The sequence below is a fragment of the Mycobacterium sp. DL440 genome, from assembly GCF_011745145.1.
Lineage (GTDB): Bacteria > Actinomycetota > Actinomycetes > Mycobacteriales > Mycobacteriaceae > Mycobacterium.
This window is the reverse complement of record NZ_CP050191.1, coordinates 1,377,386-1,402,247: the sequence shown is the minus strand read 5'-3', so window position 1 is coordinate 1,402,247 and position 24,862 is coordinate 1,377,386. Positions and strand designations below refer to the sequence as shown.

Here is a 24,862-nt window from a genome sequence, read left to right as displayed (position 1 = left end):
CGCCTGCCCGGGATTCAGCCCGGGCTGGCGGCCAGTTCCTGACCCCGCATCCGCTGCGAGATCACGGTCGTGATGCCGTCACCGCGCATGGTCACACCGTAGAGCGCGTCGGCGACCTCCATGGTGGCCTTCTGGTGGGTGATCACGATCAGCTGGGACTTCTCGCGCAGCTGCTCGAACAGGCTGATCAGCCTGCGCAGGTTCACATCATCGAGCGCGGCCTCGACCTCGTCCATCACGTAGAACGGGGACGGGCGGGCCCGGAAGATCGCCACCAGCATGGCCACCGCGGTCAACGACTTCTCGCCACCCGACAACAACGAGAGTCGCTTGATCTTCTTGCCCGGCGGCCTGGCCTCGACTTCAATTCCCGTGGTGAGCATGTCGGCAGGATTGGTGAGCAGCAGCCGGCCCTCACCACCCGGGAACAGCGTGGAGAACACCTGCTCGAATTCGCGCTCCACATCGACATAGGCCTCGGTGAACACCTGCAGAATCCGGGTATCGACATCGGCGATCACGTCCAGCAGGTCGGTGCGCGCAGCCTTGACGTCCTCAAGTTGTGTCGACAGGAAGTTGTAGCGTTCTTCCAGTGCCGCAAACTCTTCCAGTGCAAGCGGATTCACCCGGCCCAACTCCGACAGCTCACGTTCGGCCTTCTTGGCCCGGCGCTCCTGGGTCGGCCTGTCGAACGGCATCGGCGCCGGCGCCATCACCTGCTCACCCCGCTCACGCGCCTGCTCGTATTCCGCCATCTCCAAGTCGCTCGGCGGCAGCGTAACCTGCGGACCGTACTCGGCGATCAGGTCCGCCGCGGGCATCCCGAACTGCTCCAGCACCTGCGCCTCGAGTTGCTCGATCCGAAGTGACGCTTGCGCTTTGGCCATCTCGTCACGGTGCAGGGAATCCGTGAGCGCGGTGATCCTCGCGTTGAGTTCGGTGACCACCTCGCGCACCTGGGACAGTGCCGTGCCGCGCAGCTGACGCTCGGTGGCCAGCTCGTCACGCATCCGCGAGGCCACCGACACCACCGCACTCAACCGTTGGGCCACAATGCGTCCCGACTCCGACACGGCGGCGGCCACTTGTGCGGCATGTGCGCGGGCCTCGCGGGCCCGTTGCGCGCGCACCCGGGCCTCGCGCTCGGCGGCCGCGGCCCTGCGCAGTGAATCGGCACGTCCGCGAACGGCATTCGCGCGCTCCTCGGCGGTGCGCACCGATAGACGGGCCTCCACCTCGACCGAACGCGCCGCCTCGGCGGCGGCCGTCGAGGTCTGACGGTCCACCGGCTCGGCCTCGAACATCGGAAGCTGTTCGGCGTTGTGCAGCCGCGACTCAAGTTCGGTGAGTTCCTCGACCGTCTTGGTGCGTCCGGCCTCGAGCTCGTCGCGTTGGCGGATCAACCGCTGCCACTCGTCCCCGGCGCCGCGAGCATCCTGTCCCAGACGGCCCAGTTGCTCATAGATCGCCGCGATCGCCGCGTCGGATTCGTTCAGCGCGGCCATCGCCTCTTCGGCCGCCTCCCGACGGTCCGCCTGCTCGGCCAGCGCACCCGACAATGCGGCCGCCAACTCGCCGGTCTGCCGCTCAGCGGTCTCCAGTCCGTGGCGAGCCTTGTCGATCTCGGAACTGATCTCGAGTGTGGAGGGCTTGCGGTCGGAGCCACCGCTGATCCAGCCGGCACCGACCAGATCACCGTCCGCGGTCACCGCACGCAGGTCCGGGCGCGCCGAGACCAGTTGCACCCCAGCGGGCAGATCGGTCACCACCGCCACCCCGGCCAGCATCGCCGTGATCGCCCCCCGCAGGCGGTCCGGGACCGTGACCACGTCGTTGGCCCAGATCGCCCCGTCGGGAAGCACGCCCGCCGGGGCCGAGCCGTTGACATTCCAATCCCCCAACAGCAGGGCGGCCCGGCCACCGTCGGATTCCTTGAGCGCGGCGACGGCGGCAGCGGCGACACCGAAATCCTCGGCGGCCAACGCGTCGGCCGCCGCGCCCAGGACCGTGGCCACCGCCACCTCGTGCCCCGGCTGCACCTTCAAGTATTCCCCGATGGTGCCGAAAAGCCCTGTGCCACGGTGGTTCTTCTGCAACCAGGCGGCGCCGTCGCGCCGGTCCAGGCTGACCGATAGAGCCTCGATCCGGGCCCGCAGCGAGGCGACCTGCCGTTCGGCGGCACGCTCGGCGGACTGCAGTTCGGCCACGCGTTCGTCGGCCAGCCTCAGCGCTGCCACCGAACGGTCGTGCTGCTCGTCCAGACCGGTTTCACCGGCATCCAGTTCGCTGACGCGACTCTGAACAGTCTCGAATTCGGCCTGTGTCAGTTCGGCTTTGGCCGCAGCTTCCTCTATGTTGACCGACATCCGCATGACGCCGTCGTCGATCGACTCGACCCGGGTACGCATCGTGTCGACCTGCCCGGCCAACCGTGCCAGCCCTTCACGCCGGTCGGCCTCGGCCCGGGCCGCGGCCATGTGCGCCCGCTCGGCCTCGGCGGCGAGCTGCTCACGTTCGGCCAGCTCGGCACGGGCGCTCTCCAGAACGATGCGCGACTCCTCGAGCTCGCCGAGCAGCTCCATCTCCAGCTCGGCAACCTCGTTGGCCTCCGCCTCCAGGGCCTCCGGATCCTGCCCGGTGGAGACCTCCGTCTCGGACTCGAACAGCTGTGCCCGGTCGGTCGCGATCCGCACGGTGGCGCTCACCCGTTCGGCCAGCGCCGAGGCCCGGAACCAGGTCTGCTGGGCGGCCTCGGCGCGGCGGGTCAGCTCCGCGACCGCGGCCTCGTGTGCCTGCAGTTCGACGGTGGAGGATTCCAGCCGGACGGTCGCCTCGTCATGCTCGCGGCGCAGCGTGGTCTCGGCCTGATTGGTGTTGTGGAACTCGACCTGTCTTCTGACCAGGTCGTCGGCGGCCAGGCGCAGCCGCGCGTCACGCAGATCGGCCTGAATCGTCGCCGCCCGCCGCGCCATCTCGGCCTGGCGTCCCAGCGGCTTGAGCTGGCGGCGCAACTCGGTGGTCAGATCGGTCAGGCGGGCAAGGTTCGCGGCCATCGAGTCGAGCTTGCGGACCGCTTTTTCTTTCCGCTTGCGATGCTTGAGGACCCCGGCGGCCTCCTCGATGAAGGCGCGGCGATCCTCGGGACGCGATTCCAGGATCTCGGAGAGCTTGCCCTGCCCGACGATGACGTGCATCTCGCGGCCGATGCCGGAGTCACTGAGCAGTTCCTGCACGTCCATCAACCGGCAGCTGCTGCCGTTGATCTCGTATTCGCCGGCGCCGTCACGGAACACGCGGCGGGTAATCGACACCTCGGAGTACTCGATCGGCAACGCGTTGTCGGAGTTGTCGATGGTCAGTGTCACCTCGGCGCGGCCCAGCGGCGCCCGCGAGGACGTGCCGGCGAAGATGACGTCCTCCATCTTGCCGCCGCGCAGGGTCTTGGCGCCCTGCTCGCCCATCACCCAGGTCAGGGCGTCGACCACGTTCGACTTGCCCGAGCCGTTGGGGCCGACGACACAGGTGATCCCGGGCTCGAAGCGCAGAGTCGTCGGCGAGGCGAAGGACTTGAAGCCCTTCAGCGTCAGACTCTTGAGGTGCACGGCGATTTACCCTACCGCCGACTCGGCTACCGTTCGGTGAACCCCGCCATCGGGGCGTCGACATCCGCCCAATCTGCGACGACGTGATCCACGGACCCCGGGGTTTCCCCGCTCTGCAGCAGCTCAAGCAATCGCTGACATTTCCCGCGTGGCCCTTGGGCCACCACATGTACCCGGCCGTCGGGCCGATTCGAAGCAAACCCGGTCAGACCAAGCTCCAGCGCGCGCGATCGGGTCCACCATCGGAACCCCACGCCCTGCACCTGACCATGCACCCAGGCGCTCAGCCGCACCTCTGCATCGGCCCAGGCTTCAGGTGGCTGCGGGTCCGTCACGAAGTGGCGACCTCGAACTTCACCTCGGTGCCGGATTTGAGGGTGCGGCCCACCGTGCAGACCTGGTCGATCGCGCGCTCGACGACGGTCAACACCCGGGCCACCTCGGCCTCCGAGAGGCCCGCCACGTCGATTTCGAGTTTCTCCTCCAGCAGCGGGTAGCGCTCCTGCTCCCGGTCCGCCGGTCCAGACACCCGGATCGTCGCCGGATAGTCGTCGCCCAGACGCCGCCGGAGGGGCTGATCGCTGGACATTCCGCTGCACGCCGCGAGCGCGATCTTCATCAGCTCGCCCGGGGTGAACACGCCCTCGACGTCCTCACTGCCCACCAGCACCTCTGCACCGCGCGAACTGCGTCCGACATACCTGCGGACACCGGTGCGGTCAACCCAAAGTTCGGTCATGCGGTATTTCTACACGTCGCGACACGCGGTTATTCCAGGGGTAATCGCCGGCGGGATCGGTCAACGCCCCCCGTTGGACACGGCGGCGACCCAGGCAGCGACGATAGACTCGGCACACCGACATCGCTGAGGAGCACCGTGACCTATCCGCCGAGCAATCCGCCCACCCCGCCGTCGGGAGCGCCCGGGCCGTGGCAACAGCCGTACCAGCAGCCAGGCGGGCCCGAGGGATATCCGAACACTGCCGGAAACCCCGAGCAGCCGTACGGCTCCCCCTACGGGGCACCTCAGCAGCCGCAACAGCCGTACGGCTCGCCATATGGAGCGCCGCAACAGCCTTACGGGGCGCCCCAGCAGCCATATGGCACGCCGTACGGAGCACCCCAGCAGCCATTCGGCTCGCCCTACGGAGCCCAGCAGCCCTACGGCGCACCGCAGTCGCCGTACGGATACCCCACCCCGCAGCCGTCGGGTGGCGGCAACGGTAAGTGGTTGGCGATCGGCGGCGTCGTGCTGGCGGTGGTGGTCATCGTCGGCGGCGTCCTGATCTTCACGTTGAAGGGCGATTCGGGTTCGAGTGGGGGCCGCAGCAGCGCGGGCTCGTCCCAGTCGTCCGGCTCCAGCGATGCCGAGAAGGAGGTACGGGATTTCCTCGACGAGGTGATGTCCAGTTCCAGTGACCTCAACGAGGCCCTGCCCTACTTCTGCCAGGCGGATCGCGACCTGTTCGACAAGATCGGCGGCCTGGATGCGATCGACATCCCGAAGACCACCGACTCCAGTGGGTCGGCTGAGATCACCAAGATCACGGTGAACGGCAGCAAGGCCGTCGTCGACATCTCGAGCAGCGCGGGCCCGGGCAAGTTGTACCTGCGCAAGGAAAGTGGATCCTGGAAGATCTGCATGTCCGACATGCCGGGCATGCCCAGCATGCCGTGATCTGCGTCGGGTAAAGCGCGTGTCAGCCCCGGGGGCGGGGCTGACACCGCGGGCAGTAGAACGATGACCGGTTCATGAACTTGTCACGGCGCATGACCGCGCCACACCGCCGGCACGGTTCACCTTCGCGGCCGTAGGCGTCCAAAGACCGTTCGAAGTAACCGGATTCGCCGTTGACGTTCACATACAGCGAATCGAACGACGTGCCGCCCTGACTCAACGCATCGGTCATCACCGCAGCGGCGGCGTCGAGCACCTCGCCCAATCGGCGGCGCGGCAGCAGTGCGGCCGTCCTGGCGCCGTTGATCTTGGTTCGCCACAGCGCCTCATCGGCGTAGATGTTGCCGATACCGGACACCACGGTCTGGTCGAGCAGCTGACGTTTGATCTCAGAGTGCTTGCGCCGCAGCACCGCAACCACGTGGTCGCGATCGAAGAGAGGGTCGAGCGGATCGCGTGCCACGTGCGCGACCGGTTGGGGCACGGCGGTACCGTCCACCGTCACCAATTCGGCCAGCTGCCAGCCTCCGAACGTACGTTGGTCGACGAAGCTCAGGGCCGTGCCGTCATCGAGCACGGCGGCGATCCGCAGATGCCGGTCGTCACGGATCGGCCCCAGCAGCATCTGGCCGCTCATCCCCAGATGCACTACCAACGCTTCCGTCTCGTCCTGGCCGCCGTCGTCTGCCAGGGTCAACCAGAGGTACTTGCCGCGGCGTCCAGTTCCGGTGATGCGGGCCCCCAACAGGCGAGCGGTCAGGTCGCCGGGGCCGGCCTCGTGACGGCGTACCGCACGCGGATGATGCACGCGTACCGCCGAAATCGATTTGCCCGCAACATGTTCCTGTAGTCCGCGACGGACTACCTCTACCTCGGGCAGTTCAGGCATCGGTGCTCACGCATTGTCGAGTGCGGTCCAGGCCGCAGCCGCAGCCTTGAGCTCGGCCTCTTTCTTGTTACGCCCCACGCCGCTGCCGTATTCGACATCGCCCACCACCACGGTCGCTGAGAATTCCTTGTCGTGATCAGGCCCGGTGGAGGTCACCACGTAGCTGGGAGCACCAAGCCCGCGGGAGGCAGTCAACTCCTGCAGGCTGCTCTTCCAGTCCAGCCCCGCACCCAGCGTCGGCGCGGTGTCGAGCAGCTCGCCGAACAACCGCAGGATGACCTCACGAGCTGTGGTCAGGCCGTGTTCCAGATAGATTGCGCCGAGCAGGGATTCGACGCCGTCGGCGAGAATGCTGGACTTGTCGGCGCCACCGGAGTTCTCTTCGCCCTTGCCGAGAAACAGATGGCTGCCGAGGCCGCCCTCGGTGAGCCCACGGCCGACGTCGGCCAGCGCCTGGGTGTTGACGATACTGGCGCGAAGCTTGGCCAGATCACCCTCGGAGCGTTCGGGGTGGCGACGGTAAAGCTCCTCGGTGATGGTCAACCCCAACACGGCATCACCGAGGAATTCCAACCGCTCGTTGGTGGGCAGGCCACCGTTCTCGTAGGAGTAGCTGCGATGCGTCAACGCGATAGTGAGTAGTTCGGCGGGAAGGTCGACGCCAAGCGCCTCCAGCAGCGCCGCGTGCGAATCGGTCACTCCTCGCCCCCGGGCCGCTCGTCGTCGGGCAGCATCGCGGCCAGCTTGGCCCAGCGGGGATCGATCTTGTCGTGGTGATGGCCCGGCTCTGCCGTGGCCAGCGCGGCACCGCAGTCAGGGCACAGGCCCGGGCAGTCCGGACGGCACAACGGGGAGAACGGCAACGCCAACCCGACGGCGTCGATGATCGGTTGTTCCAGGTCGACGGTGTCAGCATGACCAGAGGCGCCCACCCGGCCCATCTCGTCGGCCTCGGTGGTCTCGTCGGTGGTGCTGTCCGGATAGGCGTACAACTCGGTGAGGTCGATCTCGACGTCGCCCGTGAGTGCAGTCAGGCAGCGCGCACATTCACCGACAGTGGGAGCCGATACGGTCCCGCTGACCAGCACCCCCTCCGACACCGACTGCAGCTGCAAGTCGAGTTCGAGTGGCGCACCCTTCTCGATGGCCACCAGTTCGGCCCCGATCCGCACCGGACTGGGCACCGTCTCCTGGTGGGGCAGGAACGAACCCGGCCGCCGGCCCAGCCGGGTGACATCGATCGCCAGCGGCGATCGGGGACCACTGCGCCTTTCAGGCCCTCCCCGCCCAGCCGATCTCGCATGCGTCGCCATGCATCGATCCTACGGCGGCGTCAGAACACACCACGACGCAGTGCACCGACCGTCACCATGGTCGTCAGCGGGTGGCGTAGTCGTGCGTTCCCGCGGTGGTGCGTAGCTGGTGACGTCCGCGGCCGACGGAGCGCAGCGTGCCGTTGAGGAAGTCCTCGAACTCGGCCAGTTTGCTGTCCACATAGATGTCGCATTCACCGCGCAACCGGTCGGCTTCGGCGTGGGCCGCGTCGATGAGCCGCGTGGCCTCGGCCGTCGCCGTCGAGACGATCTCGGTCTGCGACACCAGGCGTTGCTGTTCCTTGATGCCCTCTTGCACGGCCTTCTCGTACGAGATGTTGCCGTTCTCGGTCAGGCGATCAGCCTCGGCCTTGGCCCGGCCAGTGCTCGCGTCGTACTCCCGCTTCGCCGCGGCCGCGAGCCGCGCCGCCTCTTCGCGCGACTCCCCGACCATGCGCTCGCTGTGCTGACGGGCCTCGGCAACCATCCGGTCGGCCTGCGCCTTCGCGTCGGCCAGCAACCGGTCAGCCTCACCCCTGGCGTGATTGAGCATGCCGTCGGCATCGGCGTTCGACTTGCCCATCACCGACTCGCAGTGTTCCTTGGCTTCGCGCAACAGCGAGTCACGCGCATCCAGCACGTCCTGTGCGTCGTCGAGCTCACCGGGGATCGCGTCCTTGATGTCGTCGATCAGCTCGAGCACATCACCGCGGGGTACCACGCAGCCGGCTGTCATGGGCACGCCACGCGCTTCTTCGACAATCGCGCCGAGCTCGTCGAGCGCTTCAAAAACTCGGTACACGGCAAAACCCTCCAGGTCGTCGTTGTCAGTGACTAGTGTGCCTGGTGTTACGCCTGTGACTCGGGAGCACAATCGGTGTGTCGCCGTCGGGCTTGTTCGCCCGTGTTTGCCGTTGCCTACCGCCCACCGTTGGCATATGTGCGAAATCCCGCCGGGCAAACTCGCATGGAGCCCAACATTCGACGCAGGCTAACTGTTGAGCTTCTCCTGCAACCGGCGGTTGACCGGCTCGGGCAGCAACGCCGAGACATCGCCACCCAGGGAGGCGACCTCCTTGGCCAAAGACGACGACACGAACGAGTACTGCGGTCTCGTGGCCACGAAGAACGTGTCGACACCGGCCACATGCTTGTTCATCTGAGCCATCTGCAGCTCGTACTCGAAGTCCGTGCCGGTGCGCAGGCCCTTGACGATCGCGGTCAGACCACGCGTCTTGACGAAGTCGACGACAAGACCCTGGCCGGCCTCGACTCGGAGATTGGGCAGATGCGAGGTTGATTCGGCGATCATCGCCATCCGCTCGTCAAGATCGAACATGCCCTTTTTGTTGGGATTCACCAGGATCGCCACCACGACCTCATCGAACTGCGCCGCCGCACGCTCGAAAACGTCGATATGGCCAAGGGTTACCGGGTCGAAGGAGCCGGGACATACCGCGCCACTCATGGATGACGACGCTACAGGCCGCGCCGGACGGCTATCCGCTAACCCACTTCGGCGAGTTCGACGCGGGTGTCACCGTAGCGCCGGGCGCTCAACACTTCCCAGCCTTCCGGCCAGCTCACCGGCTGACTCGACGACCGCCGCTCCACCAGGACGAGGGTGCCCACGGCCACCCAGCCGGCAGCGGCCAACACCGTCAGCATCGCATCGACCGCGGCGTCACCGAGGTCGTATGGCGGGTCGGCGAACACCAGATCGACCGGCCGCGTGGCACCCCCGGCCAACACCGAGTCCACCGTGCCCCGGCGTACTGCGGCGTTGCGCACGCCCAGCGCAGTGATGTTCTCGGCGATGACGGCGGCCGCACGCGCATCCGACTCGACGAAGGTGGCCGAAGTGGCACCACGCGAAAGCGCTTCCAGGCCAAGCGCTCCCGAACCGGCATACAAATCCAGCACCGACAATCCGGTGAAATCCAGCCGTGCCGCCAAGGCGTTGAACACGGCCTCCCTGACCCTGTCAGAGGTGGGGCGGGTACCCAGGCCCGACCGGTGCTGGGGCACCCGCAGCCGGCGGCCACCGAGTGCCCCAGCGACGATGCGGGTCAGGTCGATCCCCCGGTCGCTTCGCTCCTGCCCGCCGAACCGGTCACCACGACCAACAGGTCGCCGCCCTCGACCTGTGCCGTGGCAGCCACGGCGACACGTTCGACGGTGCCGGCTTTGGGGGCCGTGATCGCGGCTTCCATCTTCATCGCCTCGATGGTGGCGATGGTCTCCCCCGCTTCGACCTTGTCTCCCAACCCAACACCGACGGTGACCACACCGGCGAACGGGGCCGCCACATGATCCGGGTTGTTGCGGTCGGCCTTCTCCGCGGCCGGGACCTCGCTGGCGATGCTGCGATCTCGCACGGTGATCGGACGCAGTTGCCCGTTGAGGATGCACATCACCGTGCGCATCCCCCGCTCGTCGGCATCGGAGATCGCCTCCAGGCCGATCAGCAACTGCACGCCGCGCTCGAGCTCGACACGATGCTCCTCGCCGTAGCGCAGCCCGTAGAAGAACTGATTGGCGCTGAGGCCGGAGGTGTCACCGTAGGTTTCGCGGTGCGCCTCGAATTCCTTGGTCGGCGCCGGGAACAGCAACCGGTTCAACGCCGCCTGACGTTTGGGGCCGGGCGCAGCCAGCAGCGCCTCATCCTCGACCGAGAGCTCCTGGATCGGCTTGGCCGGCCCCCGGCCCTCAAGGGCCTTGGTACGCAACGGCTCCGGCCACCCGCCCGGTGGGTCTCCCAGTTCGCCACGCAGGAACCCGATCACACTGTCAGGAATGTCGTAGCGCGCCGGATCGGCGGCAAACTCCTGCGCACTGACCCCGGCACCCACCAACGCCAACGCCAGATCCCCCACCACCTTGCTCGACGGGGTCACCTTCACCAACCGGCCCAGCACCCTGTCGGCCGCAGCGTAGGCAGTCTCGATCTCCTCGAACCGATCTCCCAGCCCCAGCGCGATGGCCTGCTGGCGCAGATTGCTCAACTGCCCGCCGGGGATCTCATGGGTGTACACCCGTCCCGTCGGCGCCGGAAGCCCCGACTCGAACGGGGCGTACACCTTGCGCAACGCCTCCCAATACGGCTCCAGATCACACACCGCACCGAGTGACAAACCGGTGTCGAACGACGTGTGCGCGGCCGCGGCCACGATGGAGGACAGTGCCGGCTGACTTGTGGTGCCCGCCAACGGCGCGGCCGCACCATCCACTGCCGACGCCCCGGCCTGCCAGGCCGCCAGATATGTCGCCAGCTGCCCACCCGGGGTGTCATGGGTGTGCACATGCACCGGTAGATCAAAGCGTGACCGCAGCGCACTCACCAGAAGGTGTGCAGAATGCGGACGCAACAACCCGGCCATGTCCTTGATCGCCAACACGTGCGCGCCGGCATCGACAATCTGATCGGCCAGCTTCAGGTAGTAATCGAGCGTATAGAGGTTTTCGCCGGGGTCAGACAGGTCACCGGTGTAGGACATCGCCACTTCAGCGATCGCCGTACCGGTCTCCCGCACCGCATCGATCGCCGGACGCATCGACTCGACATTGTTGAGCGCATCGAAGATCCGGAAGATATCTATCCCCGTTGCCGTGGCTTCCTGCACGAAGGCCGACGTCACCAACTCCGGATACGGCGTGTATCCCACCGTGTTTCGGCCCCGCAGCAACATCTGCAGACAGATATTGGGCACTGCCTCGCGCAGGGCGGCCAGCCGCTCCCACGGGTCTTCCTTCAGAAACCGAAGCGCCACATCGTAAGTCGCCCCACCCCAGCACTCGATGGACAACAACTGCGGCATCGTCCGGGCCACATACGGCGCCACCTTGAGCAGGCCGGTGGAACGCAGCCGGGTGGCCAACAACGACTGATGTGCATCGCGGAACGTCGTATCGGTGACCCCGAGGGCCTTGCTGTCCCGCATCCACCGCGCGAACCCCTCGGGCCCCAACTCGACCAGCCGCTGCTTGGAACCGGCCGCCGGCACCGTCGACAGATCCAACGCCGGCAACTTGTCCTGCGGGTACACCCCTGTCGGCCGCTCACCGTTGGGCTTGTTCACCGTGACATCGGCCAGGTAATTCAAGATCTTGGTGCCGCGGTCGGCAGGCGTGTGCGCGGTCAGCAGCTGCGGGCGCTCGTCGATGAACGAGGTGGTGACCCGTCCGGCACGGAAGTCCGGATCTTCGATCACGGCCTGCAGGAACGGGATGTTCGTCGACACCCCGCGGATGCGGAACTCCGCCAGCGCCCGGCGGGCCCGCGAAACCGCCGTTGAGAAGTCACGCCCGCGACAGGTCAGCTTGACCAGCATGGAGTCGAAATGCGCCAACACCTCGGCCCCGACATTGGTGCCGCCGTCCAGGCGAACACCCGCACCGCCGGGTGACCGGTAGGCAGTGATCCGCCCGGTGTCCGGGCGGAATCCGTTGGCCGGATCCTCGGTGGTGATCCGGCACTGCAAAGCAGCACCACGCACCGTCAACTTGTCCTGGCTCAAACCCAGATCGGCCAGGCTCTCCCCGGCGGCGATCCGCAACTGTGAGCCGACCAGGTCCACATCGGTGATCTCCTCGGTCACCGTGTGCTCCACCTGGATCCGCGGATTGCACTCGATGAAGACGTGATGACCGCGTTCGTCGAGGAGGAACTCGATGGTGCCCGCACAGCTGTAACCGATCTGGCGAGCCAGGGCCACCGCATCCGCGCAAATCTGTTCGCGCAAATCAGGATCCAGGTTCGGCGCCGGCGCCAGCTCGATCACCTTCTGGTGCCGTCGCTGCACACTGCAGTCCCGCTCGAACAGGTGCATCACATTGCCCTGCGTATCGGCAAGGATCTGCACCTCGATGTGACGCGGGTTGATGACGGCCTGCTCCAGGTACACCTCGGGATCGCCGAACGCCGACTCCGCCTCACGCGACGCCGCCTCCACCGCCTCGGGTAGCGCCTCGGCGTCGGTCACCCGGCGCATTCCGCGCCCACCGCCGCCGGACACCGCCTTCACGAACAACGGGAACGCCATATCCCCTGCCGCAGCGACCAATTCGTCCACCGACGACGACGGCGCCGACGATGCCAGGACCGGCAGGCCCGCCGCCTTCGCGGCCGCAATCGCCCGCGCCTTGTTGCCGGTCAATTCCAGAACCTGCGCCGAGGGACCCACGAAGGTGATGCCCGCCTCCGCGCAGGCCGACGCCAATTCGGGATTCTCGGACAGGAATCCATAGCCCGGATACACCGCGTCCGCGCCGGAATGCTGGGCGACCCTGATGATCTCGTCCACCGACAGATACGCCCGTACCGGATGACCGACCTCACCGATCTGATACGACTCATCAGCCTTCAGCCGATGCAACGAATTGCGATCCTCATACGGATACACCGCTACCGTCGCGATGCCCATCTCATAAGCAGCACGAAACGCACGGATCGCAATCTCGCCGCGGTTGGCGACTAACAGTTTGGAAATCACGGGTAGACCTAACCGACAAGTTATTGCGGAAGTGTTACAGGAGCGTTGACCAGTATTCCCAGAAACGCACCAAGATCAACAGCACGAGTGAGGTGAACCAGAGCGCCACGAGCGACCACCGCCACTCGTAGACAGTCCTGGCGACCACGTTGGTGTGCAGCGGCCGGAACGCGATGGAGCTCGTCACCACCAGCAGCGGGATGGTGACCGACCACACCACCATGCAGTACGGGCACAGGGCACCGATGCGGTAGAGGCTCTGGAAGATCAGCCAGTGCACCATGACGGCCCCGAGCAGGCTTCCCGCCGCCAGGCCGGCCCAGTACCACCGGGGCAATCGAACGCCGGCCACGGCCAGCACACCGGTGACCAGCGTGACCGTGAACGCGACCACCCCGATCAGCGAGTTGGGGAACCCGAAGACCGCTGCCTGCCAGGTGGACATCACCGAGCCACAGGAGATCACCGGGTTGATGCTGCAGGACGGTACGTAACTCGGATCGATCAGGAGCTCGATCTTCTCGACCGTCAGCGCCAACGCCGCCGCCAGCCCGAGGACACCGGCGATCAGTATCCACACCGCACCGACCTTGCCGACGGCGACTCCCGGGGCCTTTTCGGTCCCTGAATCGCCGAGTTCGTCGAGCTCGGACGCTGCGGTGTCACTCATGGGTGGGCCGGCGCGGGTGTAGCGGGTGCGGGTGGAGCAGCCGGGGCGGGTGCCGCCGGTGCGCCGGGCGCAGGCGCAGGAGCGGCAGGGCCGGGAGCGGGGCCGTTCAACGCCGGCACGTCGCCGACGATCTCCTTGACCTTCGCGATCAGCGCGTCGGGCGTGGTCGGGCTGTAGTCCTCACCGTTGAACTTGATGGTCGGCGTCGAGTGGATTTCAGTGGCCGCGGCCATGCCCTGCACCATCTCCACGTAGCGAGCCTTGGTGATGCAGTCGGGCACCTCGCCGGCGGCACCGGCCTGGCGGGCGAGTTCGATGATCCGGGCGTTGTCCGGGTAGACACCGCTCCCCTCCTCCGGCTGGATTCCGGGTGTGAAGAGCGCGGAGTGGAATCGGCGGAACGCATCGATGGACTCATCGGCGACGCAGTAGGCAGCGCCACCGGCCCGCGACGAGTAACCGTTGCCGGCCTTGTCCAGAATCGCCACCATGTGATAGTCGGCGGCCACGGCACCGGCGTCGATCAGCTTGTTGATGGTCGGGCCGAACTGCTGTTCCAGATGGCCGCACGCGGGGCACAGGAAATCCTCGAAGAGGCTCAGCGTCACCTTGGGCTCAGATGTGCCCTCTTTGGTGATCACACTGGGCGCGGCCACGTGGACGGCCCGGGCCTCCCCGGTGGCAGGCCGCTTGTGGCCGGTCGTCACGATGTAGAGCACCAGGCCGACGGCGAACAGCACCACCACGGCTGTCAGCCCGATCTGAACCCACAGGTTGCGCTTGCGGTCAGCCGCTTTGAGGTCGTACTTCGCGGTCTTCTTCGGTTTGGCCACGTCGACAAGCGTACCGGCGCTGCCAGGTCAGCTTTCGGCGTGGCTGAGATGTGCGCGCAGGGCCGAGATCATTGCGCTCGTCGCGGTGGCACTGCCGCCTCCCAGCGGGAAGAAGTTGGCGAACGCGTGAATCATCGACCGTTCTTCCCGCAGGTCCACGACCACCCCGGCGTCCCGCATGGCCCGCGCGTACCGGTTGCCCTCGTCGCGCAAGGGATCGAACCCTGCGGTGACCACCAGCGCAGGCGGCAACCCGGACAGATCCTCGCTCAGTAGCGGTGACACCGCCGGGTCCTCGGCGGACACCTCGGCGCCGTCGAGATAGTGCGCGGCGAACCAGTCCATGTCGCGCCTACTCAGGAAGTAGCCCTCGGAGAACAACGTCTTGGATCGCGTCTCGCTCGACCAGTCGGTGACCGGGTACAGCAACAGCTGCAGGGCGGGCAGCGGTAGCTCGGAGTCGCGGGCCTGCTGAGCCACCACGGCGGCGAGGTTGCCGCCAGCGCTGTCTCCCCCGACCACGATGCGTGTGGCGCCCAGGCCGGCAGCGTGATCGAGCGCCCAGCGGTAGGCGGCATAGGCGTCGTCGATGGCGGCCGGCGCCTTGTGCTCGGGCGCGAGCCGGTAGTCGACGGAGATCACCTGAATTCCGCCGTCCCGGCAGATCAGTCGGCACAGGCTGTCGTGGGTGTCGAGGTCACCGATCACGAAGCCGCCGCCGTGGAAGTACAACAACAGCGCCGAGGTGGCCGGGGATGCGGTGCCGTCCGGGACGTAGCGGCGCGCCGGCATGGGACCGGCCGGACCGGGAATCGAAATCTCGGTCACGTCCGCGCGGATACGGACCTTCATCATGGCCGCGGTGGCCCGCAGCGCGGCTCGCGAAACGGTGGCGCCGGACTCCGGGCTGTAATCGGCGACCAGGCCCCCGACTCCGGCCGTGCGTTGGGCGGCCAGGGTGAATTGCAGCGTGGTGTCCAGGGTGTTGCCGTCGACGACCACCGAACGCCCGCCCAGCAGCAGACGCTTGGTCCGGTCGGAGATCCGTGGAATCGCGGACAGGGTGAACTTGGTTGCCCGCTCGAGCACCGCCTGCTTGACCGGGTCCCGACTGTGGCGACCAGGTCTGCCCCGGACCTGCCCGCCTGGCAGACTTTCAGTCATGGCTGCTCCCTCTGTGAGTCCTCGTGTCACGCTGAACGACGGTAATTCGATACCGCAAGTCGGGTTGGGGGTTTGGCAGACCCCTGCCGAGGAGACCGAACGCGCGGTGACCGCGGCACTGCAGGCAGGCTATCGGCACCTCGACACCGCCGCCGCGTACCGCAACGAGGCCGAAACCGGCCGCGGCCTGGTCAACTCCGGCGTCCCCCGCGAAGACGTGTTCCTGGTGACCAAGCTGTGGAACAGCGATCAGGGTTACGACTCGACGCTGGCCGCGTTCGACGCGAGCCTGGACCGGCTCGGCGTCGACTACCTCGACCTGTATCTCATCCACTGGCCGATGCCGGCCAACAACACCTACGTCGACACGTTCAAGGCCTTCGCGCATCTGCGGGATCAGGGCCGGGTCCGGTCCATCGGCGTGAGCAACTTCGCGCCCGAACACCTGACCGTGCTGATCGACGTCACCGGCATCGTGCCTGCGGTCAATCAGATCGAATTGCACCCGCTGCTACCGCAACACGAGCTTCGCGAGGTACACGCCAGATTGGGCATCGCCACCGAGGCGTGGAGCCCGCTGGGCCAGGGCTCGCTGCTCACCGATCCGGTGATCACCGGCATCGCCGAACGGCACGGTAAAACCCCCGCACAGGTACTGATTAGGTGGCATATACATCTGGGTAATATCGTCATCCCCAAGTCGGTGAACCCCGAGCGGATTGTCAGCAATTTCGACGTGTTCGATTTCGATCTGGACGCATCGGATATGTCGGCCATCGCCTCGTTGGAGACGGACACCCGCCTGGGACCCGACCCCCGAACCTTCAACTTCACAGGATAGGTGCCATGACCTCCTCGGACGGGGCTGCGATTCCCACCGTCACGCTCAACGACGACCGTACGATTCCGGTCGTCGGCCTGGGCGTCGGCGGACTCTCGGATTCCGAGGCGGAGCGCGTGGTATCGGCGGCTCTTGAAGCCGGTCACCGCTTGATCGACACTGCGGCCGCCTATGGCAACGAGGCCGGCGTCGGCCGTGCCATCGCGGCATCGGGCATCCCGCGCGAGGAAATCTCGGTCACCACGAAACTGGACATCGCTGATCAGGGGTTCACGTCATCCCAGGATGCCGGGCGGGCCAGCCTGGAGCGGCTCGGCCTCGACTATGTGGACCTGTACCTGATTCATTGGCCCGGCAACGACATCGGCAAGTACGTCGACAGCTGGGGTGGACTGATGGCGCTCAAGCAGGCGGGCATGGCCCGCTCCACCGGCGTATCCAACTTCAGCCCCGAGAACCTGTCCACGATCGTCGACCTGACGTTCGTCGCTCCTGCGGTCAACCAGATCGAGCTGCACCCCTTGCTCAATCAGAGTGCCTGGCGCGCCGCCAACGCCCAGTACAACGTCGTCACGCAGGCCTACAGCCCGCTCGGCGTCGGCAACCTGCTCGACAACGCGGCCGTCACGGCCATCGCCGAGGCCCACGGCAAGACCCCGGCGCAGGTCTTGATCCGCTGGAGCATCCAGTTGGGCAACACCGTGATCTACCGGTCGACCAACCCGGAACGCATCGCCTCCAATCTCGACGTGTTCGGCTTCGAGCTGACCACCGACGAGATCGCGGCTCTCGACAGTCTCGATAATGGCACCCGGTTCCGACCCGACCCGGCGACCTACACGGGATCCTGAACCTCGGCGAGGGTGACTCAACCCGTCGGGCAGGTGCCGGCGGCTTCACGCAGCACCGGTGCCGAGGACGCGTCGACCGGAAGCGCATAGCCCCGCAGCACCGCGACGAACTGCACCGCGTACTGGCACCGGAACGCCCGGTTGGGCGGCATCCAGCTCGCAGGCTCCTGATCGCTCTTGTCCTGATTGGGCTTACCGGCGACCGCCAGCAGGTTGGCCGGGTCGTTGGCGAACCGTAGCCGCAGATCGTCGGGCCAGTCCCGCGCGCCCAGGTCCCAGGCCAACGCCAGCGGCACGATGTGGTCGATCTGCACCGAGGCACCGGTCTGATTGCCGCGCACGAACGACACCACCGCATTCGTATAGGGGTCGTGCAGGGTGCCGGTCGCCACGGCGGTCGGACACCGCTTGATCGCGACGAACGTCTTGTTGACGAGGTCACGGTTGAGGATGTCATTGCGGGTGTCACAGCCGTTGTGTCCACCGGGCGCGCTGTTGTCGTCGTCCCAGGACTCACCGAACGCCGCGCGGCGATAGTCGTTTCCGCGCATCCGTACCGGCACCTCGGGAACCCCGGCCAGCAGATCAACTCCGCGCGCGACGATGGGCGGTTGCGCCTGGGCGGCGAACCGGTCAGGACGTTGCGTCGACCACGTCACCTGGACGGCGACGACCACTGCGAGTGCCACGGCTGCGGCCAGCCACCACATCCGGCGGCGGGTCACGCCTTGTCCAGGTACTCGACGCGATCGGTGTCGACGAATTGCGCTGCCAGCAGTGCCATCCCGGGATCATCAGGCCGCTTCTCATACACCGACTCGCAGAACTCTCGGGCATCGGTGATCACACCCAGGTGGTCGGCCAGCGACAGGAAGCGCAGGTTGATGGTGCGCCCGGATTGGTTGAGCCCCAGCACATCCCCCTCGCGACGCTCCTGCAGATCGAGATCGGCCAGGGCGAACCCGTCGAGCGTGGCGGCGACGGCTTTGATCCGTTCACCCGCCTTCGAGGTCTCCGGCAGCCGGGTGGCGAGCAGGCACAGGCTGGGATGCTGACCACGACCGATCCGGCCGCGCAGCTGATGGAGCTGACTGATCCCGAAACGGTCGGAATCCATCACCACCATGACGGTGGCATTGGGGACGTCGACACCGACCTCAATCACCGTGGTACACACCAGCACATCGATCTCGCCGGCCCGGAACGCGCCCATCACCGCGTCCTTCTCGTCACCGGACAGCCGGCCGTGCATGAGGCCGAGACGCAACCCCGCCAAAGGTCCTGCGCCGAGTCGGTCGAACAGTTCGAGGACCGTGACCGGTGTAGGTCCGGCTTCGCCGTTCTCCTTGTCGGATTCGTCGATGCGTGAGGCCACCACGTAGCCCTGACGTCCGGCGCCGACTTCCTCCCGGATCCGGGCCCAGGCCCGGTCCAGCCATGTCGGCTTCTGCGTGACGAAGATGGTGTTGGTGGTGATGGGCTGGCGCCCGCGCGGAAGCTCACGCAACGTCGAGGTTTCGAGGTCACCGTAGACGGTCAGTGCCACCGTGCGCGGAATCGGCGTCGCGGTCATCACCAGCAGATGGGGGGTCACCCCGTCACGTGCCTTGGCGCGCAAGGTATCCCGCTGCTCCACCCCGAACCGGTGCTGCTCGTCGACCACGACCATCCCGAGGTTGTGGAACTCCACCACATCCTGCAGCAGCGCGTGGGTGCCGATGACGACGCCGGCCGCGCCGGAGGCCACTTCGCCGCGAGCCTCACGCTTCTGCTGCGGCGTCATCGAGCCCGTCAGCAGCGCCACCCGGGTACCGTGCTCGGCGCCACCGAGCTGGCCTGCCATGGCCAGCGGACCCAGGACGTCGCGAACCGACCGGGCATGTTGGGCGGCAAGCACTTCCGTCGGCGCCAGCAAGGCACACTGGTAGCCCGCATCGACCATCTGCAGCATGGCCAACACCGAGACGATCGTCTTGCCCGACCCGACCTCACCCTGCAGCATCCGGTTCATCGGCCGGGTCGAGGCCAGTTCATCCGAGATCACGTCGAGCACCTCGACCTGGCCCTGCGTGAGCGCGAACGGCAGGCGGGTCGCCATCTCGGCGGCAAGCCCGTCGGCCCTGCGCGGCGCAACGGGCCCGGATTCGCTGAGCTCGCCGTAGCGCCGGCCCACCAGCCCCCACTGCAGACCGATGGCCTCGTCGTAGGTCAGCCGCTCGATGGCCCGATCACGGTCGGCCGAGTTCTCGGCCAGGTGGATCGCCCGTAGCGCCTCGTCCTCGCTCATCAGATCCCGCTCGCGCACAAATGATTCCGGAAGTGGATCGGTGACGGGGTCCAGCACGGCGAGCACCTGACGCACGCAGGCATAGATGTCCCAGCTCTGCATCTTGGCGCTGGCGGGATAGATCGGGAAGAAGTCGCGCTCGAAGGCCGCCAGTAACTCATCGCCGGTGGCCCCTGAGCTGGTGGCGATCGCCTTCATCGCCTTGCTGCCAGGGGTCTTTCCGGTGGGCGAATCCAGCACCAGGTAAGCCGGATGCGTCAATTGCATTGCGCCCTTGAAGAATCCGACCTCACCCGACAACATGATGCGGGTGCCGGTGGGCAGTTGGTCGATCATCCAGCCGGCGTTGAAGAACGTCGCGGTCACCTTGGGCCGGTGTTCTCCCAGAGTGACGCGCAGCCATTTGCGGGCGCGTTTGCCGGGCTGAGCGCGCATCAACCCGTCTTTGGTCTCGGTCACCTCGTCGACGAACGTGACGTGTTCGCCTTCCTCGAGGTCCAGCGCATCGTCTTCGCCGCGGACCGACATGCCTTCGCTGTACTTGCGCGGATAGTGGCGCAGCAAGTCGTTGACGGTGCGCAGGCCGAAATTGTCGAAGAGCTTGTCGGCGCCCTTCTTGCCGAGGACGAAGTCGAGCCGATCGCCGAGGTCCGCCACTACTCCACTCCGATCAGCAGGGCGTCACCGCGGTGGCCCGTGTGGTACGTCACCAACTCTGCGCCGAGGTGCGCGCGGTGGACGTGGGCCTGCAGCGCCTTCCCGACCTCATCGTCCACACCGTCGCCGGTCAGCACCGTGATCAGCTCACCACCGGCCACCATCATCAGATCGATCAACCCTGCGGCCGCGGCGGTGAGATCAGACCCGACGATCAGGACCTCGTCGCCGGCGATGCCGAGCCCGTCACCCGGCTTGCAGGTGCCCGCCCACGTCAACGCCTCCTCGGTGGCGATCCGCACCGCACCGTGGCGCGCCCCCGCAGCGGCGCGCGCCATGGTGTACCCGTCGTCGACGGCTTGCCGTCCCTCGTCGTGGACCGCCAGCGCCGCCAACCCCTGCACCATCGAACCGGCCGGCACCGGCACCACGTCGATTCCCCAACCGATCGCGGCAGTGCAGCCCGCCACGAGTTCCTCGGCGGCGACATACCCGTTGGGCAACACCATCACCTGGGCCGCACCCACATCGACCAGGGCGCGCAACAACTGCTGCGCATTGATCGGCTCGCTCGCTTCGGGCCGCAACACCTGCGCACCCTCACCGGCGAACAGCTCGACGCCGCCGTCCCCATCGACCACAGCCAGCACGGCCCGCTCGCGAGCCCATCCACCGGCAGGCCTGACGCCCGCGGCGACGGTCAGTGCGGTGATCTGAATGCGGTTCAGCGACCCCACCGCCAGCCCGGCCTCGACCGCCGCGCCGGCGTCGTCGAGATGGACGTGCACCGAGTAGTGATCGCTGCCCGAGGCGGCGATCGCCACCGACTCACCCATCTGCTCCAGCGCTGCCCGCAGCCCCTCGACGGCAGGGGCACCGCACCCGCTCAGCAGGTACATGACCTCGAACTGCGGCGGTGCCGCCGAGGCCGCCAGTGCGGCCTGCGGTGAGGCCGGGGTGTAGATCGGACGGCGGGGCGCGTGGCCGACCAGAGTGGCCGTCATGGCGTCGAGAAGGACGAGCAGGCCACGGCCGCCGGAATCGACCACCCCGGCCTTGGCCAGCACGTCGAGCTGCTCCGGTGTGCGGTCCAGCGCGGCCGATGCCGCCTCGCCGGCAGCGGCCGCCACCTCGGCGACGTCACCGCCGGTGGCCGCGCACTGTTCGGCGGCCTCGGCGGCCGCCTGCAGCACGGACACGATCGTCCCCGGCACGGGCTCCCCCATCGAGGTGACGGCCAGGACGGCGGCGTGGCGCAGCGCCGTACCGAACAGCGTGCCGTCCACCGCGGACAGGTCACCGTCACGCCGGGCGGCTGCGGTGGTGATGACCTCGGCCAGGCCGAGCAGAATCTGGGACAGGATCACCCCGGAGTTGCCGCGGGCGCCCTGCAACGCTCCGGCCGCCAACGCGCTCGCCACCGCCGTGATGTCGGCGCCGACCGGCTCGGCGTCGACGTGCGCCCACGCCGAACGCATCGTGAACAGCATGTTTGTCCCGGTATCGGCATCAGCCACCGGGAACACGTTGAGCCGGTTGATCTCGTCGGTGTGGACAATCAGTTCGTCGACAGCGGCATGGGCCCAGGCCCGCAGAGCGGGAGCATCCAGCCGCCGAGCCGACATCGGACCTCCCAATCCCCATCAGAATCCCCCGTGCGGCGCGGTCATCGCCGTGTCGCCAGCCTATCCAGTGACAGCGACAAACCCGATCAGAGCACCACTGGCTGTGGACAACCTGAGGTCGTGTTCACGAGCCGTTTTGGCGATCTTCTGGCCTCCCGGTATTCTGATCAGGTTGTCGGGTCGAGCCCCGCCGTTTGCGGCGAGTGGGCCCAGGCCCCCCAAGTACTGATTTCGAGGAGTTGTTGATATGGCTGCCGTGTGCGATATCTGCGGAAAGGCGCCGGGCTTCGGCAAGTCGGTGTCGCACTCGCATCGGCGGACCAGCCGGCGCTGGGATCCGAACATCCAGTCGGTGCGTACCGTGGCGCGTCCAGGTGGCAACAAGCAGCGCGTGAACGCCTGCACCTCCTGCATCAAGGCCGGCAAGGTTTCGCGCGGCTAGTGTCGCACGCCTGATCGGTGCGCGGCACTCCTGTTTGCCTGAGGACACGGCAGGGTATCTCCTGTCGTCATGACCTCATGTCGTGCACCACAGACACCGATCTATGCATTTGCGGCCGCTGTCGCGGCCGGTTTTGTGCTGTCCGCATGCGGCGGCACCAGTTCCGATGGCAACACCACCTCGGAGACTCCCACGACGACGGAGGCTCCGGTGACCTCGGAAGGTCCGGTGACCCACACCGAGACCACCGTCATCGAAACTCCGGTATCGCCCGCACCTGCGTCACCGTCGGCTGAGATGCCCGCTCCTCCCGGCGACGGCGGCGGGGACATGACGATTCAGATTCCCTCACCGGGTATCCCCTCGCCCCCGCCGATCCCCGCACCGCCCGCGATCCCCGCGCCGCCGGCGATTCCCATGCCCTGATCGCCTCAGGGCAGCCGCCAGTCGATCGGGTCGGCGCCCTTCTGCTGTAGCAGTTCGTTGGCGCGGCTGAACGGGCGCGACCCGAAGAAACCCCGCGACGCCGACAACGGTGACGGGTGCGGTGATTCGATCGTCGCGCAGTCACCTTCGGCCAGTAGCGGTTTGAGGGTCGACGCGTCACGGCCCCACAGCACTGCCACCATCGGCTGATCGCGCCCGACGAGCGCCCGGATCGCGCACTCCGTCACCGCTTCCCAACCCTTACCGCGGTGTGAGGCCGGCGTACCCGGCGACACCGTGAGCACCCGGTTGAGCAGCATCACGCCCTGTTGTGCCCACGGGGTGAGATCACCGTTGGCCGGCTGCGGGTAGCCCAGATCCACGGTGTACTCGTTGAAGATGTTCGACAGGCTGCGCGGCAGCGGACGGACGTCGGCGCCCACCGAGAAACTGAGGCCGACCGCATGCCCCGGTGTCGGGTAGGGATCCTGACCGACGATCAGCACGCGCACCCGGTCGAAGGGGAACGTGAAGGCGCGCAGAACATTCTGGCCCGAAGGCAGATAGCGTCGGCCGGCCGCGAGTTCGTCGCGGAGGAAGCCCCCCATCTGCGCGACGTGCGTTTCCACCGGCTTGAGCGCGCGAGCCCAGCCGTCCTCGATCAGCTCAGTCAGGGGACGTGCCCCTGTGGAATCGCTCCTCACTTCCGCAGTCACGGAAAACCAACCTAGCGTGCGCCCTCAGTCGAACGACTGCCATCCCGCATTTCCCGCCCACGCGTCGCCGTCGACGAGCACCCTTGCCGGGCTTTCGATCACCCGTCCGATGGCCCGCCAGCCGGGCGGTGGTGCACCGGGGAAGGTTGCGGCCAGCGCATGGTCCTCGCCACCACCCAAAACCCATGCCAATGGGTCGGCGCCCACTGCCGTGGCTGCCTCGGCGACCGCCAGGCGATCAGTGTCGAGCCGGCTGCTGTCCAGGTCGATGCCGACTCCGGAGTCCGTCGCGATGTGGCCCAGGTCGGCGAGCAGGCCGTCGGAGACATCGGTCATGGCGGTGGCCCCGGCATCGGCGGCCCGGGCACCCTGACCGTATGGCGGCTGCGGGGTCAGGTGCCGCTGCCGCAGTTCCCCGAACCCGACGGACCCTTCGACGCCGTGCTCCCACAACGCGTATCCGGCCGCCGATCGTCCTAACTCGCCTGCCACCGCGACAGTGTCGCCGGCGCGGGCACCGCTGCGGCGCACCGGTTCCCGGCCGCCGAGGTCACCGAGGACCGTGACCGATATCACCCACAGCGGGGCGCTGACGAGATCCCCGCCGGCGATGCTGGCGCCCAGCCGGCGCGCCTCGTCCCACAGTCCGTCGGACAGTTCCGCTGCGGCCACGACGGAGGTGTCGGGCGGTGCACCGAACGCCACCACGAATGCGGTGGGCCGCCCGCCCATCGCTTCGATGTCGGCCACGTTCTGGGCGATGGCCTTGCGCCCGATGTCGTGCGGAGTCGACCAGTCCAGCCGAAAATGGCGGTCCTGCACCAACATGTCGGTGGAGACCACCGTGCGGCCGTCGGCAGCAGCCACCACAGCCGCGTCGTCGCCCGGGCCCAGCATCACGGCATCAGCTTGCCCGCGTCCGGCCACCAACCGGTCGATGACGACGAATTCCCCCGCTCCCGCCAGGGTGTCGCCGATGTCGTCACCGGAATCATCGCCGATTGTCTCGCCGGTCATATCGCCTCCTGCCGGTCGGCTGCCGCGTCGGAGAATCCGGACCCGACCTGCGGTACGTTTGGTGCCTGCGGCCAGCAGTTTATGCAGCGAGACGGAGGAGACCGCCGGTGGTGGAGGCTTACGTGCTGATCCAGACCGAGGTGGGCCGCGCCGAAGTCGTCGCCAAACAGCTCGCCGGACTGCCGGGCGTGGTCTCCGCCGAATACGTGACCGGGCCCTATGACGTGGTCTTGCGACTCAATGCCGAAACGTTGGCAGCACTGCAGTCCGATGTGGTGCCTGCGGTGCAGCAGGTACCCGGGATCACCCGGACCCTGACCTGCCCGATCGCCAACGCCGGCCGGCCATAGAGTTGGTGG

At 67.2% G+C, this 24,862-nt stretch carries 24 protein-coding genes; 6 read left to right on the top strand and 18 right to left on the bottom strand.

What is annotated here, in order from left to right:
* Nucleotides 1-14: 14 nt before the first annotated feature.
* From smc to HBE63_RS06945, 3 genes are read right to left on the bottom strand one after another with little or no spacing between them, the layout of a single operon-like run.
* A complete protein-coding gene (smc, locus tag HBE63_RS06955; RefSeq protein ID WP_166904099.1) occupies nt 15-3,602 on the bottom strand; it encodes a chromosome segregation protein SMC in 3,588 nt (1,195 codons plus the stop codon).
* A 26-nt stretch (nt 3,603-3,628) separates the two neighbouring features.
* Entirely contained in the window at nt 3,629-3,937 is a 309-nt protein-coding gene (locus HBE63_RS06950) for an acylphosphatase (RefSeq protein WP_166904098.1), read from the bottom strand.
* Complete coding sequence (locus HBE63_RS06945; protein WP_166904097.1) at nt 3,934-4,341, bottom strand: OsmC family protein; 408 nt, start codon at nt 4,339-4,341, stop codon at nt 3,934-3,936. Before HBE63_RS06945 ends, HBE63_RS06950 begins: the two co-directional genes overlap by 4 nt.
* Nucleotides 4,342-4,479: 138 nt before the next feature.
* Between HBE63_RS06945 and HBE63_RS06940 the strand changes: the two genes are divergently transcribed.
* Entirely contained in the window at nt 4,480-5,280 is an 801-nt protein-coding gene (locus tag HBE63_RS06940) for a hypothetical protein (RefSeq protein WP_166904096.1), read from the top strand.
* 22 nt (nt 5,281-5,302) lie between these two features.
* Here the strand turns inward: HBE63_RS06940 and mutM are convergent, their stop codons facing one another.
* From mutM to HBE63_RS06890, 10 genes are all read right to left on the bottom strand, one after another.
* A complete protein-coding gene (gene mutM, locus HBE63_RS06935) occupies nt 5,303-6,169 on the bottom strand; it encodes a bifunctional DNA-formamidopyrimidine glycosylase/DNA-(apurinic or apyrimidinic site) lyase (protein WP_166904095.1) in 867 nt (288 codons plus the stop codon).
* A 6-nt stretch (nt 6,170-6,175) separates the two neighbouring features.
* A complete protein-coding gene (gene rnc, locus HBE63_RS06930) occupies nt 6,176-6,868 on the bottom strand; it encodes a ribonuclease III (RefSeq protein ID WP_166904094.1) in 693 nt (230 codons plus the stop codon).
* Nucleotides 6,865-7,482, bottom strand: coding sequence for a DUF177 domain-containing protein (locus tag HBE63_RS06925; RefSeq protein WP_166904093.1), 618 nt, complete (start codon nt 7,480-7,482; stop codon nt 6,865-6,867). The genes rnc and HBE63_RS06925 overlap by 4 nt, the downstream gene beginning before the upstream one ends.
* Nucleotides 7,483-7,546: 64 nt before the next feature.
* Nucleotides 7,547-8,284: a cell division protein SepIVA gene (gene sepIVA, locus HBE63_RS06920; protein WP_166904092.1), complete on the bottom strand. Its 738-nt coding sequence runs from the start codon at nt 8,282-8,284 to the stop codon at nt 7,547-7,549.
* A 189-nt stretch (nt 8,285-8,473) separates the two neighbouring features.
* The gene (coaD, locus tag HBE63_RS06915; protein ID WP_166904091.1) at nt 8,474-8,950 is read right to left on the bottom strand and encodes a pantetheine-phosphate adenylyltransferase; all 477 of its coding nucleotides are present in this window, start codon (nt 8,948-8,950) and stop codon (nt 8,474-8,476) included.
* A 38-nt stretch (nt 8,951-8,988) separates the two neighbouring features.
* Nucleotides 8,989-9,555, bottom strand: coding sequence for a 16S rRNA (guanine(966)-N(2))-methyltransferase RsmD (rsmD, locus tag HBE63_RS06910; RefSeq protein ID WP_166909474.1), 567 nt, complete (start codon nt 9,553-9,555; stop codon nt 8,989-8,991).
* Nucleotides 9,552-12,974, bottom strand: coding sequence for a pyruvate carboxylase (locus HBE63_RS06905; protein ID WP_166904090.1), 3,423 nt, complete (start codon nt 12,972-12,974; stop codon nt 9,552-9,554). Before HBE63_RS06905 ends, rsmD begins: the two co-directional genes overlap by 4 nt.
* A 34-nt stretch (nt 12,975-13,008) precedes the next feature.
* Nucleotides 13,009-13,644 (bottom strand): vitamin K epoxide reductase family protein, encoded by a 636-nt coding sequence (locus tag HBE63_RS06900; RefSeq protein WP_166904089.1) that lies wholly within the window; start codon nt 13,642-13,644, stop codon nt 13,009-13,011.
* The gene (locus HBE63_RS06895) at nt 13,641-14,477 is read right to left on the bottom strand and encodes a DsbA family protein (protein ID WP_166904088.1); all 837 of its coding nucleotides are present in this window, start codon (nt 14,475-14,477) and stop codon (nt 13,641-13,643) included. Before HBE63_RS06895 ends, HBE63_RS06900 begins: the two co-directional genes overlap by 4 nt.
* A gap of 27 nt (nt 14,478-14,504) precedes the next feature.
* Complete coding sequence (locus tag HBE63_RS06890; protein WP_166904087.1) at nt 14,505-15,641, bottom strand: alpha/beta hydrolase; 1,137 nt, start codon at nt 15,639-15,641, stop codon at nt 14,505-14,507.
* 13 nt (nt 15,642-15,654) lie between these two features.
* Here HBE63_RS06890 and HBE63_RS06885 point away from each other — a divergent pair, with 13 nt between their 5' ends.
* Together HBE63_RS06885 and HBE63_RS06880 are read left to right on the top strand one after the other, a co-directional pair.
* Nucleotides 15,655-16,482, top strand: a complete 828-nt coding sequence (locus tag HBE63_RS06885; protein ID WP_166909472.1) for an aldo/keto reductase — start codon at nt 15,655-15,657, stop codon at nt 16,480-16,482.
* A gap of 5 nt (nt 16,483-16,487) precedes the next feature.
* The gene (locus HBE63_RS06880; RefSeq protein ID WP_166904086.1) at nt 16,488-17,333 is read left to right on the top strand and encodes an aldo/keto reductase; all 846 of its coding nucleotides are present in this window, start codon (nt 16,488-16,490) and stop codon (nt 17,331-17,333) included.
* A gap of 17 nt (nt 17,334-17,350) precedes the next feature.
* Here the strand turns inward: HBE63_RS06880 and HBE63_RS06875 are convergent, their stop codons facing one another.
* From HBE63_RS06875 to HBE63_RS06865, 3 genes are read right to left on the bottom strand one after another with little or no spacing between them, the layout of a single operon-like run.
* Nucleotides 17,351-18,043 (bottom strand): HNH endonuclease family protein, encoded by a 693-nt coding sequence (locus HBE63_RS06875; protein WP_166909470.1) that lies wholly within the window; start codon nt 18,041-18,043, stop codon nt 17,351-17,353.
* 11 nt (nt 18,044-18,054) lie between these two features.
* Nucleotides 18,055-20,277 (bottom strand): ATP-dependent DNA helicase RecG, encoded by a 2,223-nt coding sequence (recG, locus tag HBE63_RS06870; RefSeq protein ID WP_166904085.1) that lies wholly within the window; start codon nt 20,275-20,277, stop codon nt 18,055-18,057.
* Nucleotides 20,277-21,902, bottom strand: coding sequence for a DAK2 domain-containing protein (locus HBE63_RS06865; protein ID WP_166904084.1), 1,626 nt, complete (start codon nt 21,900-21,902; stop codon nt 20,277-20,279). Before HBE63_RS06865 ends, recG begins: the two co-directional genes overlap by 1 nt.
* Nucleotides 21,903-22,149: 247 nt before the next feature.
* Between HBE63_RS06865 and rpmB the strand changes: the two genes are divergently transcribed.
* Together rpmB and HBE63_RS06855 are read left to right on the top strand one after the other, a co-directional pair.
* The gene (gene rpmB / locus HBE63_RS06860; RefSeq protein ID WP_135453593.1) at nt 22,150-22,344 is read left to right on the top strand and encodes a 50S ribosomal protein L28; all 195 of its coding nucleotides are present in this window, start codon (nt 22,150-22,152) and stop codon (nt 22,342-22,344) included.
* Between the two features lie 69 nt (nt 22,345-22,413).
* The gene (locus HBE63_RS06855; RefSeq protein WP_166904083.1) at nt 22,414-22,770 is read left to right on the top strand and encodes a hypothetical protein; all 357 of its coding nucleotides are present in this window, start codon (nt 22,414-22,416) and stop codon (nt 22,768-22,770) included.
* Nucleotides 22,771-22,775: 5 nt separating this feature from the next.
* On the opposite strand, the gene HBE63_RS06850 is transcribed toward HBE63_RS06855, so the two are convergent.
* The gene (locus tag HBE63_RS06850; protein ID WP_166909468.1) at nt 22,776-23,474 is read right to left on the bottom strand and encodes a uracil-DNA glycosylase; all 699 of its coding nucleotides are present in this window, start codon (nt 23,472-23,474) and stop codon (nt 22,776-22,778) included.
* Nucleotides 23,475-23,510: 36 nt separating this feature from the next.
* Nucleotides 23,511-24,503, bottom strand: a complete 993-nt coding sequence (locus HBE63_RS06845) for a thiamine-phosphate kinase (protein WP_166904082.1) — start codon at nt 24,501-24,503, stop codon at nt 23,511-23,513.
* Between the two features lie 107 nt (nt 24,504-24,610).
* On the opposite strand from HBE63_RS06845, the gene HBE63_RS06840 reads away from it, so the two are divergent.
* Nucleotides 24,611-24,853: an Lrp/AsnC ligand binding domain-containing protein gene (locus HBE63_RS06840; RefSeq protein ID WP_166904081.1), complete on the top strand. Its 243-nt coding sequence runs from the start codon at nt 24,611-24,613 to the stop codon at nt 24,851-24,853.
* Nucleotides 24,854-24,862: the final 9 nt, after the last annotated feature.

Excerpts from the sequence above, each read along its gene's own strand:
- HBE63_RS06945 (WP_166904097.1), bottom strand. The coding sequence starts at position 4,341 with ATGACCGAACTTTGGGTTGACCGCACCGGTGTCCGCAGGTATGTCGGA.
- mutM (WP_166904095.1), bottom strand. The coding sequence starts at position 6,169 with ATGCCTGAACTGCCCGAGGTAGAGGTAGTCCGTCGCGGACTACAGGAA.
- HBE63_RS06925 (WP_166904093.1), bottom strand. The coding sequence starts at position 7,482 with ATGGCGACGCATGCGAGATCGGCTGGGCGGGGAGGGCCTGAAAGGCGC.
- coaD (WP_166904091.1), bottom strand. The coding sequence starts at position 8,950 with ATGAGTGGCGCGGTATGTCCCGGCTCCTTCGACCCGGTAACCCTTGGC.
- HBE63_RS06900 (WP_166904089.1), bottom strand. The coding sequence starts at position 13,644 with ATGAGTGACACCGCAGCGTCCGAGCTCGACGAACTCGGCGATTCAGGG.
- HBE63_RS06890 (WP_166904087.1), bottom strand. The coding sequence starts at position 15,641 with ATGACTGAAAGTCTGCCAGGCGGGCAGGTCCGGGGCAGACCTGGTCGC.
- HBE63_RS06880 (WP_166904086.1), top strand. The coding sequence starts at position 16,488 with ATGACCTCCTCGGACGGGGCTGCGATTCCCACCGTCACGCTCAACGAC.
- HBE63_RS06875 (WP_166909470.1), bottom strand. The coding sequence starts at position 18,043 with ATGTGGTGGCTGGCCGCAGCCGTGGCACTCGCAGTGGTCGTCGCCGTC.
- HBE63_RS06865 (WP_166904084.1), bottom strand. The coding sequence starts at position 21,902 with ATGTCGGCTCGGCGGCTGGATGCTCCCGCTCTGCGGGCCTGGGCCCAT.
- rpmB (WP_135453593.1), top strand. The coding sequence starts at position 22,150 with ATGGCTGCCGTGTGCGATATCTGCGGAAAGGCGCCGGGCTTCGGCAAG.
- HBE63_RS06855 (WP_166904083.1), top strand. The coding sequence starts at position 22,414 with ATGACCTCATGTCGTGCACCACAGACACCGATCTATGCATTTGCGGCC.
- HBE63_RS06845 (WP_166904082.1), bottom strand. The coding sequence starts at position 24,503 with ATGACCGGCGAGACAATCGGCGATGATTCCGGTGACGACATCGGCGAC.